Below are 15,855 nucleotides of genomic sequence, written 5' to 3'. Positions count from 1 at the left end.
CACGGGAACGCGGGCAACGCGGGAACGCGGGAACGCGGGAACGCGGGAACGCGGGCAACGAGAAGGCGGCCCCGGGAGCTCCCGGGGCCGCCTTTTCGCAGCAGGCTTAGCTGAACGAGTCGCCGCAGGCGCAGGAGCCCGTGGCGTTCGGGTTGTCGATCGTGAAGCCCTGCTTCTCGATGGTGTCGACGAAGTCGACGGTGGCGCCACCCAGGTACGGGGCGCTCATCCGGTCGGTGACGACCTTGACGCCGTTGAAGTCCTTGATCACGTCGCCGTCGAGCGAGCGCTCGTCGAAGAACAGCTGGTAACGCAGGCCGGAGCAGCCACCGGGCTGGACGGCGACGCGCAGCGCGAGGTCCTCGCGGCCTTCCTGCTCCAGCAGGGCCTTGACCTTGGCCGCGGCGGCATCGGTGAGGAGGATGCCACTCTCGACGGTGGTCTCGTCCTGGACGGTCATCTGCTTTCTCCCGGTCTTGACGACGGTCTACCGCCAGTGCCAACCAACGGCCGTCCGGTTTCATTTCCCGGGCGGCGACGAATTTGCTGGCCTGATGTGCGGCTGGTTTCCGTGGGCCGGGTGTGCCACCCGCGTCCCCTACGCTCCCCATGCTCGCACAACCCGGGACGACCGGGCACCGCCCGAGCCCCGGATCCGGGTGAACCGGCCCCGCTTCGGACCGTCGGACGCCAGGATGGTGCCATGATCCTTCGCCCGGTCAAGGACACCGCCGCGGACGCGGAGGCCGTCCGGGAACTGGCCGCCGCAGCGTTCGACGACCCCGCCGTGGCCGGGCCCGCGCCGTTGGGGGCGGCCGCGGCGAGGCACCTGGCGCGCACCGATCCCGGCGGCTGCTGGCTGGCGTCGATCGGCGGGGAGCCGGTCGGGGCGGTGCTGTCGATGCGCCGGGAGGGCCTGTGGACGCCCTCCCTGTACGCCGTCCGGCCGTCCGCGCAGGGCAAGGGCGTCGGGCGGCTGCTGCTGGAGCGGGCGGCGACGCACGCGCGGGGCTGCCTGCGCGGAATGGTCTGCGCCCCGGACTCCCCCGCGGCGGCGCGCCGCTACCGGCTGGCCGGGTTCACCCTGCACCCGACGATGCGGCTGTCCGGACGGGTGGACCGGAGCGGGCTGATCGACCCCGGGGACATCCCGGTGCACCCCGGCAACGCCACCCACCTGCACCTGCTGGACTCGGTGGACCGACGGCTGCGCGGGTCCGCGCACGGGCCCGACCACGAGCTGATGCTGGGCCACTTCGAGGAGCTGCTGATCGCCGACGCGCTGGCCGGCAGCGGCTACTGCTACCGGGACGGCGGCGCGGTGCGGCTGCTGGCCGCCACCAGCAAGCGGATCGCCGCCCGGCTGCTGCGCGAGGCGCTGGCCCGGGTGCCGGACGGGGTCGAGGCGCGGGTGGAGCACCTGACCGCGGAGCAGGAGTGGGCGCTGGACGTCGGGCTGGAGGTCGGGCTGACCCCGCGGGCCGGCGGGTTCGTCGGGGTGCGCGGGATGCGGCCGCCGATGCCGTACCTGCCGAGCGGCGCGTTCCTGTAGCGGCCGCCCCCGGCGCGACGGCGTACGGCCCCACCGGGAGCCGGTGGGGCCGTACGACGGGAGCCTCGATCAGGCCATGGTGTCCAGGATCTCCCGGACCATCTCCATGGTCGTGCCCGGGTGCAGGAAGGCGAAGCGGGCGACCGTCTCGCCGTCCCAGCCGGTGGGGGTGACGAAGCCGATCTGGTCCGCGAGCAGCTGCTGCGACCAGCGGTAGTAGTCGTCGTTGGTCCAGCCCTTGCGCTTGAAGCAGACCGCCGAGAGCTGCGGGTCGAACAGCAGCTCCAGGTGGTCGGTCTCGCGGATCAGCTGCGCCGTCTCCCGGGCGAGCGTGAGGCCGGCCTCGATGGCGTCGGTGTAGGCCTGGACGCCGTGCACGGCCAGCGAGAACCAGAGCGGCAGGCCGCGGGCGCGCCGGGTCAGGTGGTAGGCGTAGTCGGTGGGGTTCCACTCGTCGCCCTCGGTGTGCAGGACGTCCAGGTACGAGGCGTCCTGGGTGTGCACGGCGCGGGCGAGCTGCGGGTTGCGGTAGATCAGCGCGGCGCAGTCGAAGGGGGCGAACAGCCACTTGTGCGGGTCGACCACGAAGGAGTCGGCGTGCTCGATGCCGTTGTAGCGCTCGCGCACCGACGGGGCGAAGAGGCCCGCGCCGCCGTAGGCGCCGTCCACGTGGAACCACATCTCGCGCTCGCGGGCGACCTCGGCCAGGCCGGCCAGGTCGTCGACGATGCCCTCGTTGGTGGTGCCGCCGGTGCCGACGACCGCGATCACGGTCTCCGGGTTCGGGTCGGCGGCCAGCGCGGCGCGCAGCGCCTCGCCGGTGAACTGCCGGTTCACGGTCGGGACCTTGAAGGCCTCGACGCCGATGATGTTGAAGGTGTTCTTGACCGAGGAGTGCACCTGGTCGGCGACGGCTATCCGCAGCCGCGCCTCCGGGCCGACACCCAGGCGGCGGCGGGCGGTGTCGCGGGCGACCACGAGGGCGGAGAGGTTGCCCGCCGAGCCGCCGGAGACGAAGGTGCCGCCGGCCGTCCCGGGCATGCCCGCGCGGTCGGCGATCAGGCGCAGCACCTGGTTCTCGGCGGCGATCGCACCGGCCGCCTCCAGCCAGGAGATGCCCTGCAGCGAGGCGCAGGAGACCACCATGTCGAACAGCAGCGCGGCCTTGGTCGGGGCGCACGGGATGAAGGACAGGTAGCGCGGGCTGTCGGCGGAGATGACCGCACGGGACAGCTCGTGGTCGTAGAGCTTGAGCACGTCGGCCGGGTTGTTGCCGTCCTGGTTGAGCAGGCCGGCCAGCTGGGCGCGGAGGTGCTCGCCGTCACCGGGGTGGTCGAGCGGGACGGGGTCGTACTGCAGCCGCTCCCGCATGTAGTCGAAAACCAGGTCGACCAGTTCGTTGTCGGGCCGGTGCATGCGGTCGGGGGCTGCGGACACGGCGGGTCCCTCTCGGCTGTGGGGTGTCGGGGGGTGAGGATCCGGCCCGGTCGGCGGGGGGCGTCACCGCGACGACCGGACGTGATCAGCGTAGGCAGCCGGAGTGCTCCGCCGCGCGTCGGAACGCGGCTGGTCAGGCAGGTTTCGAGCGTCTTCGGGCCGGTCCGCGCAGGATTCCTGCGTACCGCCCGGGGGCGTCAGCCGATCAGCTGGGAGAGGACCACCGAGGAGCGGCTGCGCTGGACGCCGGGCTCGCGCCGGATCCGTTCGATGACGGCCTCCAGGTGGCGCATGTCGGCCGCCCGCAGGTGCACCAGGGCGTCCGGGTCGCCGGTGACCGTCCAGGCGGCGACGACTTCGGGGAACTGGCGGAGGCTGGCGAGGATCTCCTCGGGGGCGGTGCGTTCGCGGCAGTAGACCTCGACGAAGGCCTCGGTCTGCCACCCGAGGACGGCGGGGTCGAGCACCACGGTGAAGCCCCGCACCACGCCGCGCGCCCGCAGCCGGTCGATCCGGCGGCGCACGGCGGTGGCGGAGAGGTTCACCTGCAGGCCGATCTCGGCGTACGAGGCGCGACCGTCGCTGCCGAGCCGGGCGAGCAGGAGCCGGTCGGTCTCGTCCAGGTCGGCCCCGACCACCTCGTGCGCTCGGCTGCTGGTCATCGGTGCGGGGCTCCACGGATCGTGCGAGGGTTCGGCGGCCCGTCGCGGCGGCGGCTGGCATTGCCGAAACGGTTCGCCACCCATTCTGGCGGATGACCCGAACGAGTTCACCGCCGAGGAATGACGGGTGCCGCGGACCGTCAGTCCACCAGGAGGACGATCTTCCCCCGGGTCCGGCCCTCCGCACTGAGCGCCTGGGCGGAGGCGGCCTGGGCCAGCGGGAAGGTGGAGGCGACGGTCACGGTGAGCCGGCCGTCGTCGGCGAGCGCGGCCAGCTCGGCGAGGCCGTCGGCGTCCGGGCGGACCCAGACGTACCGGCCGCCGAGGGCCTTGACCCCGAAGTCGGCGATCGAGGCGATCCGGCCCGGGTCGGCGACCAGGTCCGCGGAGACCTCGACGGCGCCGCGGCCGACCAGGTCGAGGGCCGCGTCCACGCCGCCGGGGGCCAGCGCGCGCACCCGGTCGGCCAGCCCCTCGCCGTAGTCGACCGGCTCGGCGCCGAGGCCGCGCAGGTAGTCGTGGTTGCGCTCGGCCGCGGTGCCGATCACCCGGGCGCCGGCGGCCCGGGCCAGCTGCACCGCCAGGTGGCCGACCCCGCCCGCCGCGGCGTGCACCAGGACGGTCTCGCCCTCGGCGAGCCGCAGCGCCCTGAGGCTCTGCAGCGCGGTGAGCCCGGCCAGCGGCAGCCCGCCGGCCTGCGCCCAGTCCAGCGCGGCCGGTTTGCGGGCCAGGGTGCGGACCGGGGCGGAGACCAGCTCGGCGTAGGTGCCGTGCTCGACGGCGTCCTTGCGGACGTAGCCGTACACCTCGTCGCCGGGGGCGAACTCGGTGACGCCGCCGCCGACCGCGCGGACCACGCCGGCCGCGTCCCAGCCCATGACCAGCGGGAAGTGCGCGTCGAGCAGGCCGTCCAGGGCGCCGTCCCGGACCTTCCAGTCCACCGGGTTCACCCCGGCCGCCCGGACCTCCACCAGGACCGAGTCCGGGCCGACCTTGGGATCGGGCAGGTCGGTGTACTCGACCACCTCGGGGCCGCCGTAGCGATGGATCGCGATAGCTTTCATGGCCCAGCCATACCCAGGAGCTTCGAAGTATCGATTCGGACACGCCCGGACTCCCCCAAACCGGGCATCCGGCTGCTCCGGGGGTCCGATCCGGCGAGCGGTTCTCGTCACATCGACAGGATGGCCATCGTCACTCTGACACCAACCGGTTATCATAGATAGCGTCAGTTAGACGAAAAGGCTTCACCGCTTGATCGGCCGCACAGAAGGGCACCCGCCCGTGACCACCACCATCACCGAGACCTCCGGCGTCGACCCCACTCCGACGCCGCTCGCTCTGCTGCTGCTCGGCCGCGAGGCCGACCCGAACAGCGAGCGCGGCGTCGAGTGCCCCGGTGACCTCCCCCCGGCCTCGGACCCGAACCTGGTCGAGCGCGCCCGGGCGGCCAAGGCCGCGCTCGGCGACCGCGTCTTCATCCTCGGCCACCACTACCAGCGCGACGAGGTGATCGAGTTCGCCGACGTCACCGGCGACTCCTTCAAGCTCGCCCGCGACGCGGCGGCCCGCCCCGAGGCCGAGTACATCGTCTTCTGCGGCGTGCACTTCATGGCCGAGTCCGCGGACATCCTCACCACCGAGGCCCAGCAGGTCGTCCTGCCGGACCTCGCGGCCGGCTGTTCGATGGCCGACATGGCCACCGCCGAGCAGGTCGCCGAGTGCTGGGACGTACTGACCGACGCCGGCATAGCCGACGTGACCGTCCCGGTCTCGTACATGAACTCCTCCGCCGACATCAAGGCCTTCACCGGCAAGCACGGCGGCACCATCTGCACCTCCTCCAACGCCAAGCGCGCGCTGGAGTGGGCGTTCGAGCAGGGCCAGAAGGTGCTCTTCCTGCCCGACCAGCACCTCGGCCGCAACACCGCGGTGCGCGAGATGGGCTTCTCGCTGGACGACTGCGTCCTGTACAACCCGCACAAGCCGAACGGCGGGCTGACCGCCGAGCAGCTGCGGGACGCGAAGATGATCCTCTGGCGCGGCCACTGCTCGGTGCACGGCCGCTTCAGCCTGGACTCGGTGAACGACGTCCGCGAGCGGATCCCCGGCGTCACCGTCCTGGTGCACCCGGAGTGCAAGCACGAGGTCGTCGCGGCCGCCGACATGGTGGGCTCGACCGAGTACATCATCAAGGCGCTGGACGCCGCCGAGCCGGGTTCCAAGTGGGCGATCGGCACCGAGCTGAACCTGGTCCGCCGCCTGGCCAAGGCGCACCCGGACAAGGAGATCGTCTTCCTGGACCGCACGGTCTGCTTCTGCTCGACCATGAACCGGATCGACCTGCCGCACCTGGTCTGGGCGCTGGAGTCGCTGGTCGAGGGCCGGGTGCCGAACGTGATCACCGTCGACCCGGAGACCGAGAAGCACGCCAAGGCGGCACTGGACCGGATGCTGGCCCTGCCGTAGCCGGGCCGCCGCCCCGCCCACCCGGGCGGACGGACGACAGAAGGGCGGGCCCCCTCCCACCGGAGGGGGCCCGCCCTTCTGTCTGGCAGCAGCCGCAGGATTACTCGGGGAAGCCCGGGATCACACCTTCGCCGTCGGCCATCAGCAGCTCGCGGACCTCGTTGATCGTCGCGTCGGCACTCGGCAGGATCAGCTCGGACGGCTCCAGCGAATCCAGCGGCACCGGGGTGCCGTACTGCTTCACGGCGTCCAGCAGTTTGCCGTACGCCCGGCGGAAGAGCTCCTCGTCCCCCGAGTCCACTGCGGTGACGAGCTCCGCGTCGAGCTCGTTGAGCAGGTTCAGGTGAGCCTCGCCCACCTCGAACTGCCCTTCACCCATGACCCTCATGATCATGCCGTGCGTCTCCCTGGTTCGTGGGGTCGAGCTCAGATCACTTGTTGTAGTTGATGCGCGGAGTGTCCTGCTGCTGCGGCTGGGCCTCCGGCTTGCCCTGCTCGATCGCGGCCGGGCCCGCGGCGGGACCGCCGGTGAGCTCGGCCTTCATACGGGCCAGCTCCAGCTCGACGTCGGACCCGCCGGCGACGCGCTCCAGCTCGGCCTCGATGTCGTCCTTGCGGCCGAGACCGCTGGCGTCGTCGAGCGCGCCGGAGGCGAGCAGCTCGTCGATGGCGCCGGCCCGGGCCTGCATCTGGGCGGTCTTGTCCTCGGCCCGCTGGATCGCCAGGCCGACGTCGCCCATCTCCTCCGAGATCCCGGAGAAGGACTCGGCGATGCGGGTCTGCGCCTGGGCGGCGGTGTAGGTCGCCTTGATGGTCTCCTTCTTGGTGCGGAAGGCGTCCACCTTGGCCTGCAGCCGCTGGGAGGCGAGGGTGAGCTTCTCCTCCTCGGCCTGGAGCTGCTGGTACTGCGTCTCCAGATCGGTGATCTGCGACTGCATGTTGGCCTTGCGGGTCAGCGCCTCGCGGGCGAGGTCCTCGCGGCCGAGGGACAGCGCCTTGCGACCCTGGTCCTCGTACTTGGCCGACTGCTGCTGGAGCTGGGTCAGCTGGAGTTCGAGGCGCTTGCGCGAGGTCGCGACGTCCGCGACACCACGACGCACCTTCTGCAGCAGTTCGAGCTGCTTCTGGTACGAATAATCGAGCGTCTCACGCGGATCCTCCGCCCGGTCCAAGGCCTTGTTCGCCTTGGAGCGGAAGATCAGCCCCATACGCTTCATGATTCCGTCGCTCATGGGCCTCGGGTGCCCCCTTCTCCGGCCTGCGGTCTCTATCTCGTTACCAGACACGACGAGTGTATGTGCAGCGAGCCCGTCGCCGCAGTGCACCTGCCTGCAACAAGACTGCTACAGCGACCAGTGGCGTTTCCTCCTCCCCCGGGTGGATCCGCCTCTCATCCCCCCCATAGTCCATCCGACTGATCCCCTACGGGAAGTCCCCGGGAAACCCGGTTCGGGCCGCTGCCTCGCGGTATCGATATGCGTTCGGTTCCGAGGGCACCCGTGGAACCGGCTCCGCACCCCGTACGCTGGTGGTGTGTTCCGACGCCGTTCAGATGATGCCGCCGCCTCCGCCACCGTGCTGGAGAAGCAGGACGAGACAGCCCAGGCCCGCCACCCCGAGGCCAAGAAGGGCCGCCCCACCCCCAAGCGCAACGAGGCCGAGGCCAACCGGCGCGGCCGGGTGACGGTGCCCAAGGACCGCAAGGAGGCCAGCCGCCAGGCCCGCGACCGCATGCGGACCGAGCGCGAGAAGCAGCGCCAGGCGCTGATGAACGGCGACGAGCGGCACCTGCCGCAGCGCGACAAGCTCCCCGGGCGCAAGTTCGCCCGCGACTACGTCGACGCCCGCTGGTCGCTCGCCGAGTTCTTCCTCCCGGCGGCCGTGGTCATCCTGGTGCTCAGCATCATCAAGGTCTCGCAGATCCAGCTGCTCTCCACGCTGCTGTTCCTGCTGTTCTTCGTCTTCGTGATCCTGGACTTCGTCCGCCTCGGCCTCGGCCTGCGCAAGCAGCTCGCCGAGCGCTTCCCGAACGAGAACACCCGCGGCGCGGTCACCTACGGCATCATGCGCACCCTGCAGATGCGCCGCCTGCGACTGCCCAAGCCGCAGGTGCGGCGCGGGGAGAAGCCCTGACCGCCGAGCCGGTCGACTCGGGCTGGGCCCCGCCTTCCTGGGAGGGGCCCGGCCTGTACGCGCTCCCGGGGCAGGGCCACGGCGGCCACGACCGGCTGGCCCAGGAGCGGCGGCTGCCCTCGCGCAGCGGGTCCTTCGCCGGCGGCACCGCCGCCTGGCTGGAGCGGCTCGGCGGACTGCGCAACTACGTGCGTCAGGAACTCGTCTCCCGCCAGCTCGCCGAGCAGCTGACCGGCCGCAGCGAACAACGCGTCCTCGACATCGGCTGCGGGCAGGGCACCCAGGCCCTGCGGCTGGCCCGGGCCGGCCACTTCGTCACCGGGATCGACTCGGACCCGGTCGCGCTCGGCGTCGCCCAGGGGGCGCTCGCCGAGGAACCCGCCGAGGTCCGCGGCCGGATGCAGCTGCTCAGCGGCGACGGCCACCAGTGCGGGCGCTGGTTCGGCCCGCGCAGCTTCGACGTCGTGCTCTGCCACGGCGTCCTGATGTACCTGCCCGACCCGGACCCGATGATCGCCTCGCTGGCCCGGCTGCTCGCCCCCGGCGGACTGCTCTCACTGCTGGTCCGCAACCGCGACGCGCTCGCCCTGCGGCCCGCCGCCGCCGGCGACTGGCGGGCCGCACTGCACGCCTTCGAGAGCGACCGGTACTACAACCGGCTCGGGCTGGCCGCCCGCGCCGACCGGCTCGCCGACCTCTCCGTCACCCTCTCCGAGGTGTCGGTACCCGTCCGGCACTGGTACGGCGTGCGGGTCTTCACCGACAACGCCCCCGACGACGCGGCTCCGCCGGTGGACGGCCGGCAACTGGCCCAGCTGCTGGAAGCCGAGGACCGGGCCGGCCGCACCGACCCCTACCGGCAGGTCGCCGCGCTGCTGCACGTGATCGGGGCGAAGTAGCGCCCCGCGGGGCTCACTCCGCGTGCAGGCTCATCGCGTAGACCACCCGGTCGTCCTCCAGGAGCACCGCGGTGTCGACGCCGTCCTCCGCCAGCTGCTTCCAGGACTCCCCGATCCAGGTCTCGGCGTCCCCCTGGCCCGCGAACTCCTCCTGGCCACCGCCGGGCGTCACCGCACTGCCGTCCGCCTTCTCGTACCGCCACGTCCACGCCATGCCAGGCTCCTCCCACTGACGACACTGCCCGTGCCGGCTGCTGTGTTGCTGCGCACCTTAGCCTGCCCGGCCCGATCTTCCGTATGCCTCGTCCGGCAGGATGGGCGGCATGGCGACCCTCCCCCCGCTCCCCCGCACCCTGCTGCTCGGCGGCGCCCGCTCCGGCAAGTCCACCCGCGCCGAGCAGCTGCTCACCGACCGGCCGGACGTCCTGTACGTGGCCACCGGCGGCACCCGGGACGGCGACGCCGAGTGGGCCCAGCGGGTCGCGCTGCACCGCGAGCGCCGGCCCGCGAGCTGGCGCACCGCCGAGACCTGCGACCTGGAGGCCGTGCTCGCCGACACCGCCGACCCGGCGCCGGTGCTGATCGACTGCCTGGCGCTGTGGCTGACCTCCGTGATGGACGAGTGCGACGCCTGGGACGACGAGGCCTGGACGGCCCGGGGCGAGGCCGCGGTGCGGCGGCGCTGCGAGGCCCTGGCGCGGGCCTGGGAGGCCACCGGACGCACGGTCGTCGCGGTGAGCAACGAGGTCGGCATGGGCGTCGTCCCCGCCACCGCCGCCGGACGGCGCTTCCGCGACACCCTGGGCCGCCTCAACATGGCCGTGGCCGACGCCTCGGAGCGGGTCCTGCTGGTCGTGGCCGGGCAGGTGCTGACGGTCAAGCCAGCCGCGGCCTGAACATCTGCGGCGTGTAGCCTTCCGGACGATGGACACGACCGTGGATCTCGATACGTTCTCCTCGCTCGTCGAGCGCCCCGACGAGAGCGCCCGGCGGGCCGCCGACGAGCGTTGGCAGGCGGCCGACCGCCCGCGCGGCGGGCTCGGCAAGCTGGAGGAGCTGGGCAGCTGGCTGGCCTCCGTCCAGGGACACTCCCCCGTACGGCCGGTCTCGGCGCCCAAGGTGCTGCTGTTCGCCGCCGACCACGGAGTGGCCGCGCTCGGCGTCTCCCGGATGCCCGCCGAGGGCGGCACCGCGGCGCGGGTGCGTGCCGTCCTGGACGGCACCGCGCCGGTGGCCAGGCTGGCCGCGCGCTACGGCGCCGGGGTGCGGGTCGTCGACGTCGCGGTGGACACCGACCCGGCCGACTTCCCCGACGACGTGGTCGCCCACCGCATCCGCCGCGGCTCCGGACGGATCGACGTCGAGGACGCGCTCACCCCGGAGGAGACCGCCCGGGCCTTCCGGGCCGGCATGGCCGTCGCCGACGAGGAGGCCGACGCCGGCACCGACCTGGTGCTGCTCGGCGACCTCGGCGTCGGCTCCACCACGGTGGCCGGCGTCCTGGTCGGCGCGCTGTGCGGAACGGACGCGGCGGCGGTGACCGGGCGCGGCTCGGGGATCGACGACCGGGTGTGGATGGTCAAGTGCGCCACCATCCGGGACTCGCTGCGGCGGGCCCGGCCGGTGCTCGGCGACCAGCTGGCGCTGCTCGGCGCCACCGGCGGGGCCGACTTCGCGGCGATCACCGGCTTCCTGCTGCAGGCGGCCGTGCGGCGGCTGCCCGTGGTCCTGGACGGTGTGGTCACGGCGGCCTGCGCGCTGGTCGCACAGCGGATCGCCTTCCGGGCGCCCGAGTGGTGGCGGGCCGGACAGTCCAGCGGCGAGCCCGCGCAGGCCAAGGCGTACGACCGGCTGACCCTCACGCCGCTGCAGGACCAGGGGATCACCCTGGGCGAGGGCGTCGGCGCGCTGCTGGCGCTGCCGCTGCTGCAGGCCGCGGGGGACGCGCTCGCGGACGAGGCGCCGAAGCCGTACGTGCCGGCGGCGCCGAGGGAGCCCCAGGAGCCGCCGAAGCTGCCCTCGGCGGCGGACCTGCTGCGGCGGCTCTAGGAGCGGGGCGGCTCCGGACGCGGAAGCACGTGCGGCGGGCCACCGGCGCTCGGGTGACGGCCCTCCCTCCCGCTTCGCGCCGTCCTCCGCGCCCCGGCCGGGCGCGGAGGCTCTCCCGCGTTGACGCGAGGGGTCTCCCGTGTCGAGGCTGGGGCTCTCCCGCGTCGAGTCGGGCGGTCACCCGTGTTGAGGCGGGGGCTTTCTCACGTTCAAGGAGCGGGGCGATGACGGACCACGCCGGTCGGGTCAGCTGGGGGGACGGACTGCGGTTCGGGTTCGGGACCCTGTCCGTGCTGCGGGTCCGGGTCGAGCGGTGGGACCGGGCCGCGGGCGCGCGGGCGATGGTGACGGCCCCGGTGGTGGGGCTGGTGCTGGGGGCCCTGGCGGCCGCGGCCGGAGCACTGGTGGCCTGGCGGGCGGGCGGGCCGCTCGGCGCGGTCGCGGCGGTGGGGGTGCTCGCCGCCCTGACCCGGGGGCTCCACCTGGACGGTCTCGCGGACGTCGCCGACGGCCTGGGCAGCGGCAAACCGGCCGAGGACGCGCTGCGGATCATGAAGCAGTCCGACATCGGCCCCTTCGGTGTGCTGACCCTCGTCCTGGTGCTGCTGGGCCAGGTCGCCGCGCTGGCCGGAGAGTTCGGGCACTCGCCCCTGCGCGGCGCCCTCGCGGTGCTCGCCTCGGCGACGGCCGCCCGGTGCGCGCTCGCCTGGGGCTGCCTGCGGTCGGTGCCGGCCGCCCGGCCGGGTGGGCTGGGCGCGATGGTGGCGAGCACCGTGACACCCGCCGCAGCCGCCGCCGGGACGGCCGGTGCGGCGCTCGTACTGGCCGCACTCGGACTGTTCGACGGATGGTCAACCCTTCGCCTGCCGCTGGCCCTTGTGCTCGGGGTGGGCTGCGCCCGGCTGCTGCTGGGGCGGTGCGTGCGACGGTTCGGCGGGATCACCGGGGACGTGCTCGGGGCGATGGCGGAGACCGCCGCGACCGGCACGCTGTTCGCCCTGGCGTTGCTCGGCTGACACCGGACGGCGCGTGATCCCACCATGCGGACTACCATGCGTGGAGCACCGCAGCCCTGCACCGTGGCAGGTCCTGCCCGCCCGGCGCGTACCGAGGAGCCGGGGCCTCCGGTGTGCGCGGCCGCTCCGGCGGGTGCGCGCAGCCAGGGGGCCCGGACCCGCAGGCCCCGCCGGCGGACGGCCTGCGACGGCGGGCTGCGCCGGTGCGGCAGTCTCGCCGTGACCGGCCGTGGACCGCGAAAGAACAGGACGCATTACGTGACTGCATTGTCTGTGAGCACCTCCTCCGCCGCCTCGCTGCGCGCGGACGCCCTGGTGGTCGGTGTCGCCAAGGGCCCGAAGGGCATCGTGCCGGCCCCCGGTGCCGAGGCCGTGAACGAGGCGTTCGAGGGCAAGCTGGCCGAGGTCCTCACCACCCTGGGCGCGACCGGCGCCGAGGGCGAGGCCGTGAAGGTCCCCTCCCCCGCCGGCCTGAAGGCCGCGCTCGTGCTCGCGGTCGGCCTCGGCGAGGCCGTCGAGGAGGGCTACGAGCTGGAGGCGCTGCGCCGCGCCGCCGGTGTCGCCGCCCGCACCCTGGCCGGTGCCAAGAAGGTCGCGCTGGCCCTGCCGGCCGAGTCCCCGGCGGAGGTCGAGGCGGTCGCGCTGGGCGGCCTGCTCGGCTCGTACGCCTTCGGCACGTACAAGGGCAACGGCAACGGCAAGGAGCCGGTCGGCGACCTGATCGTGCTGGCCGCCCGCAAGGGCAGCAAGGACGCCAAGGCCGCCGTGGAGCGGGCCGCCGCGATCGGCGAGGAGATGAACCGCGCCCGCGACCTGGTCAACACCGCGCCGAACGACCTGAACCCGAAGAGCTTCGCCGCGATCGCCCAGGCCGCCGGCAAGGAGCACGGCCTCAAGGTCGAGGTGCTGGACGAGAAGGCGCTGACCAAGGGCGGCTTCGGCGGCCTGCTGGGCGTCGGCAACGGCTCGGCGAACCCGCCCCGCCTGGTGAAGGTGGCCTACACCCACCCGAAGGCCAAGGCCACCCTGGCGTTCGTGGGCAAGGGCATCACCTACGACTCGGGCGGCATCTCGCTGAAGCCGGCCGGCCACAACGAGACCATGAAGTGCGACATGGCCGGCGCCGCCGCCGTGTTCGCCGCCGTGGTGGCCGCCAAGCGCCTGGGCCTGGTCGTCAACGTGACCGCCTGGCTGGCGCTGGCCGAGAACATGCCGTCCGGCACCGCGACCCGCCCGGGCGACGTGCTGCGGATGTACGGCGGCAAGACCGTCGAGGTGCTGAACACCGACGCCGAGGGCCGTCTGGTGCTGGCCGACGCCATCGTGCGGGCCGGCGAGGAGAACCCGGACGTCATCGTCGACGTGGCCACCCTGACCGGCGCCATGGTGCTGGCCCTGGGCAACCGCACCTTCGGCGTGATGTCCAACAGCGACGAGCTGCGCGACGACCTGCACGCCCTCGCGGGCGAGGCGGGCGAGCAGTCCTGGCCGATGCCGCTGCCCGCCGACCTGCGCAAGGGCATGACCGAGTCGACCATCGCCGACCTGGCCAACATGGGCGAGCGGATGGGCGGCGGCCTGGTGGCCGGTCTGTTCCTGAAGGAGTTCGTGGCCGAGGGCATCGACTGGGCGCACCTGGACATCGCCGGCCCGGCGTTCCACGAGGGCGCTCCGTTCGGCTACACCCCGAAGGGCGGCACCGCGAGCGCGGTGCGCACCCTGGTCCGCTTCGCCGAGCGGACGGCGAACGGCAAGGCCTGATCAGGCACCCGCTCCGACGGGGCCCGGCGCGTGTGCGCCGGGCCCCGTCGGCGTTCCGGTCGGTCCCCGTCGGGGTTCCGGCACTCCGGTCGGCGTTGCGGTCGGTCCCGGTCGGCGTCGCGGTCGGTCCTGTCGGCGTTCCCGCCGGGTTACCTGCGAGTAGGCCGGAACGGCGCGGCGCACTCCTGTTCGCTGCGGGCGAAACTTTGTTCCACAGTGCGGAAGAGGCCGCGGCGAACACCGCGGAAGGCGCCCTTCCGACGGCTGTCAATACCGCGCTGAGCTGCGATGATGCCCATCAGTGGGGGGTATTCCCGCCCCGGTGACCACTCCGTGGGACACCCCTGGGGCGGACCCGGACATCAGCCACCGCGAACAAGTGCGAAGATGTATTTCCGGCACGACTGGGCGCCCCACAAAGGCTTCCGACCCACCGGACCGTACCGGCCCGGCGACCCACCCATTGCATGGAGGACGTGACGTGGCGAACGACGCCAGCACCGTTTTCGACGTAGTCATTCTCGGAGGCGGAAGCGGCGGTTACGCCGCGGCGCTCCGCGCCGCTCAGCTGGGCCTGAGCGTTGCCCTGGTCGAGAAGGGTGAGCTGGGCGGCACCTGCCTGCACCGCGGCTGCATCCCGACCAAGGCGCTGCTGCACGCCGCAGAGATCGCGGACGAGACGAAGGAGGCCGCCGAGTTCGGCGTTCTGGCCACCTTCCAGGGCATCGACATCAACGGCGTCCACAAGTACAAGGACGACGTCATCGCCGGCCTGTACAAGGGTCTGCAGGGCCTGGTGGCGTCCCGCAAGGTCACCTTCATCCAGGGCGAGGGCAAGCTCTCCTCGCAGACCTCGGTTGACGTCAACGGCCAGCGCATCGAAGGCCGCCACATCGTCCTGGCCACCGGTTCCGTGCCGCGCTCGATCCCGGGCCTGGAGATCGACGGCAACCGCGTGATCTCCTCGGACCACGCCCTCAAGCTCGACCGCATCCCGAAGTCGGCCGTCATCCTCGGCGGCGGCGTGATCGGCGTCGAGTTCGCCTCCGTCTGGAAGTCCTTCGGCGTCGAGGTCACCATCGTCGAGGCGCTGCCGCACCTCGTCCCGCTGGAGGACGAGAACTCCTCCAAGCTGCTGGAGCGCGCCTTCCGCAAGCGCGGCATCAAGTTCGAGCTGAAGGCCCGCTTCTCGGGCGTCGAGTACACCGAGACCGGTGTCCGCGTCTCCACCGAGAACGGCAAGCAGATCGACGCCGACCTGCTGCTCGTCGCCATCGGCCGCGGCCCGGTCTCGGCCGGCCTCGGCTACGAGGAGAACGGCGTCGCGATGGACCGCGGCTACGTCCTGGTCGACGAGTACATGCGCACCAACGTGCCCACCATCTCCGCCGTCGGTGACCTCGCCCCGACCCTGCAGCTGGCCCACGTCGGCTTCGCCGAGGGCATCCTGGTCGCCGAGCGCCTGGCCGGCCTCAAGCCGGTGCCGATCGACTACGACGGCGTCCCGCGCGTGACCTACTCCAACCCCGAGGTGGCCTCCGTCGGCATCTCCGAGGCCAAGGCCGTCGAGCTGTACGGCAAGGAGAAGGTCGTCACCCTCAAGTACAACCTGGCCGGCAACGGCAAGAGCAAGATCCTGAAGACCGCCGGCGAGATCAAGCTCGTCCAGGTCAAGGACGGCGCCGTGGTCGGCGTCCACATGGTCGGCGCCCGCATGGGCGAGCAGGTCGGCGAAGCCCAGCTGATCTACAACTGGGAGGCCCTGCCGGCCGAGGTCGCGCAGCTCATCCACGCGCACCCGACCCAGTCCGAGGCCCTGGGCGAGGCGCACCTGGCGCTGGCCGGCAAGCCGCTGCACGCGCACGACTGATCGCGCC

Annotated in this window: 15 protein-coding genes and 1 pseudogene; 9 read left to right on the top strand and 7 right to left on the bottom strand. The window is 72.8% G+C overall.

What is annotated here, in order from left to right; translation table 11 throughout:
- Positions 1-106: 106 nt before the first annotated feature.
- Positions 107-460, bottom strand: a complete 354-nt coding sequence (erpA, locus tag ACZ7KX_RS12245; RefSeq protein ID WP_316520866.1) for an iron-sulfur cluster insertion protein ErpA — start codon at positions 458-460, stop codon at positions 107-109.
- Positions 461-703: 243 nt separating this feature from the next.
- Here erpA and ACZ7KX_RS12240 point away from each other — a divergent pair, with 243 nt between their 5' ends.
- Positions 704-1,552 carry a GNAT family N-acetyltransferase gene (locus ACZ7KX_RS12240; protein ID WP_470326384.1) on the top strand — a complete coding sequence of 283 codons (849 nt, stop codon included), beginning with the start codon at positions 704-706 and terminating at the stop codon, positions 1,550-1,552.
- 69 nt (positions 1,553-1,621) lie between these two features.
- On the opposite strand, the gene ACZ7KX_RS12235 is transcribed toward ACZ7KX_RS12240, so the two are convergent.
- The 3 genes from ACZ7KX_RS12235 to ACZ7KX_RS12225 all read right to left on the bottom strand — a co-directional run bounded on the left by ACZ7KX_RS12235 (position 1,622) and on the right by ACZ7KX_RS12225 (position 4,715).
- Positions 1,622-2,989, bottom strand: coding sequence for a pyridoxal phosphate-dependent decarboxylase family protein (locus tag ACZ7KX_RS12235; RefSeq protein ID WP_470326383.1), 1,368 nt, complete (start codon positions 2,987-2,989; stop codon positions 1,622-1,624).
- Positions 2,990-3,186: 197 nt separating this feature from the next.
- Positions 3,187-3,651 (bottom strand): Lrp/AsnC family transcriptional regulator, encoded by a 465-nt coding sequence (locus tag ACZ7KX_RS12230; protein WP_045692189.1) that lies wholly within the window; start codon positions 3,649-3,651, stop codon positions 3,187-3,189.
- Positions 3,652-3,791: 140 nt separating this feature from the next.
- Positions 3,792-4,715, bottom strand: coding sequence for an NADP-dependent oxidoreductase (locus ACZ7KX_RS12225; RefSeq protein ID WP_470326382.1), 924 nt, complete (start codon positions 4,713-4,715; stop codon positions 3,792-3,794).
- 220 nt (positions 4,716-4,935) lie between these two features.
- Between ACZ7KX_RS12225 and nadA the strand changes: the two genes are divergently transcribed.
- Positions 4,936-6,120 (top strand): quinolinate synthase NadA, encoded by a 1,185-nt coding sequence (gene nadA / locus ACZ7KX_RS12220; protein WP_350522561.1) that lies wholly within the window; start codon positions 4,936-4,938, stop codon positions 6,118-6,120.
- 100 nt (positions 6,121-6,220) lie between these two features.
- Here nadA and pspAA read toward each other — a convergent pair whose 3' ends face one another.
- Together pspAA and ACZ7KX_RS12210 are read right to left on the bottom strand one after the other, a co-directional pair.
- The gene (gene pspAA, locus ACZ7KX_RS12215; RefSeq protein WP_350522562.1) at positions 6,221-6,514 is read right to left on the bottom strand and encodes a PspA-associated protein PspAA; all 294 of its coding nucleotides are present in this window, start codon (positions 6,512-6,514) and stop codon (positions 6,221-6,223) included.
- 37 nt (positions 6,515-6,551) lie between these two features.
- Complete coding sequence (locus ACZ7KX_RS12210) at positions 6,552-7,352, bottom strand: PspA/IM30 family protein (protein ID WP_350628928.1); 801 nt, start codon at positions 7,350-7,352, stop codon at positions 6,552-6,554.
- Between the two features lie 301 nt (positions 7,353-7,653).
- Between ACZ7KX_RS12210 and ACZ7KX_RS12205 the strand changes: the two genes are divergently transcribed.
- On the top strand, positions 7,654-8,253 hold the full coding sequence (locus ACZ7KX_RS12205; protein ID WP_470326381.1) for a DUF3043 domain-containing protein: 600 nt from the start codon (positions 7,654-7,656) through the stop codon (positions 8,251-8,253).
- Between the two features lie 188 nt (positions 8,254-8,441).
- On the top strand, positions 8,442-9,152 hold the full coding sequence (locus ACZ7KX_RS12200; RefSeq protein WP_470326380.1) for a methyltransferase domain-containing protein: 711 nt from the start codon (positions 8,442-8,444) through the stop codon (positions 9,150-9,152).
- 13 nt (positions 9,153-9,165) lie between these two features.
- Here ACZ7KX_RS12200 and ACZ7KX_RS12195 read toward each other — a convergent pair whose 3' ends face one another.
- Positions 9,166-9,366 carry a hypothetical protein gene (locus tag ACZ7KX_RS12195; protein WP_350522566.1) on the bottom strand — a complete coding sequence of 67 codons (201 nt, stop codon included), beginning with the start codon at positions 9,364-9,366 and terminating at the stop codon, positions 9,166-9,168.
- Positions 9,367-9,466: 100 nt separating this feature from the next.
- On the opposite strand from ACZ7KX_RS12195, the pseudogene cobU reads away from it, so the two are divergent.
- The 5 genes and pseudogenes from cobU to lpdA form a co-directional block, all read left to right on the top strand.
- Positions 9,467-10,048, top strand: a pseudogene (gene cobU, locus ACZ7KX_RS12190) (bifunctional adenosylcobinamide kinase/adenosylcobinamide-phosphate guanylyltransferase); the annotation flags it as partial.
- A 28-nt stretch (positions 10,049-10,076) separates the two neighbouring features.
- Entirely contained in the window at positions 10,077-11,201 is a 1,125-nt protein-coding gene (locus ACZ7KX_RS12185; protein WP_350522567.1) for a nicotinate-nucleotide--dimethylbenzimidazole phosphoribosyltransferase, read from the top strand.
- 224 nt (positions 11,202-11,425) lie between these two features.
- The gene (locus ACZ7KX_RS12180) at positions 11,426-12,217 is read left to right on the top strand and encodes an adenosylcobinamide-GDP ribazoletransferase (RefSeq protein ID WP_470326379.1); all 792 of its coding nucleotides are present in this window, start codon (positions 11,426-11,428) and stop codon (positions 12,215-12,217) included.
- A 258-nt stretch (positions 12,218-12,475) separates the two neighbouring features.
- Positions 12,476-13,978 (top strand): leucyl aminopeptidase, encoded by a 1,503-nt coding sequence (locus ACZ7KX_RS12175; protein WP_470326378.1) that lies wholly within the window; start codon positions 12,476-12,478, stop codon positions 13,976-13,978.
- 463 nt (positions 13,979-14,441) lie between these two features.
- Positions 14,442-15,848, top strand: a complete 1,407-nt coding sequence (gene lpdA / locus ACZ7KX_RS12170) for a dihydrolipoyl dehydrogenase (RefSeq protein WP_097238208.1) — start codon at positions 14,442-14,444, stop codon at positions 15,846-15,848.
- Positions 15,849-15,855 lie beyond the last annotated feature (7 nt).

The organism is Kitasatospora sp. NPDC038210 (genome assembly GCF_055600605.1).
This window is presented reverse-complemented; position numbering and strand designations above follow the sequence as displayed.

Excerpts from the sequence above, each read along its gene's own strand:
- erpA (WP_316520866.1), bottom strand. The coding sequence starts at position 460 with ATGACCGTCCAGGACGAGACCACCGTCGAGAGTGGCATCCTCCTCACC.
- ACZ7KX_RS12240 (WP_470326384.1), top strand. The coding sequence starts at position 704 with ATGATCCTTCGCCCGGTCAAGGACACCGCCGCGGACGCGGAGGCCGTC.
- ACZ7KX_RS12230 (WP_045692189.1), bottom strand. The coding sequence starts at position 3,651 with ATGACCAGCAGCCGAGCGCACGAGGTGGTCGGGGCCGACCTGGACGAG.
- ACZ7KX_RS12225 (WP_470326382.1), bottom strand. The coding sequence starts at position 4,715 with ATGAAAGCTATCGCGATCCATCGCTACGGCGGCCCCGAGGTGGTCGAG.
- pspAA (WP_350522562.1), bottom strand. The coding sequence starts at position 6,514 with ATGATCATGAGGGTCATGGGTGAAGGGCAGTTCGAGGTGGGCGAGGCT.
- ACZ7KX_RS12210 (WP_350628928.1), bottom strand. The coding sequence starts at position 7,352 with ATGAGCGACGGAATCATGAAGCGTATGGGGCTGATCTTCCGCTCCAAG.
- ACZ7KX_RS12195 (WP_350522566.1), bottom strand. The coding sequence starts at position 9,366 with ATGGCGTGGACGTGGCGGTACGAGAAGGCGGACGGCAGTGCGGTGACG.
- ACZ7KX_RS12185 (WP_350522567.1), top strand. The coding sequence starts at position 10,077 with ATGGACACGACCGTGGATCTCGATACGTTCTCCTCGCTCGTCGAGCGC.
- ACZ7KX_RS12180 (WP_470326379.1), top strand. The coding sequence starts at position 11,426 with ATGACGGACCACGCCGGTCGGGTCAGCTGGGGGGACGGACTGCGGTTC.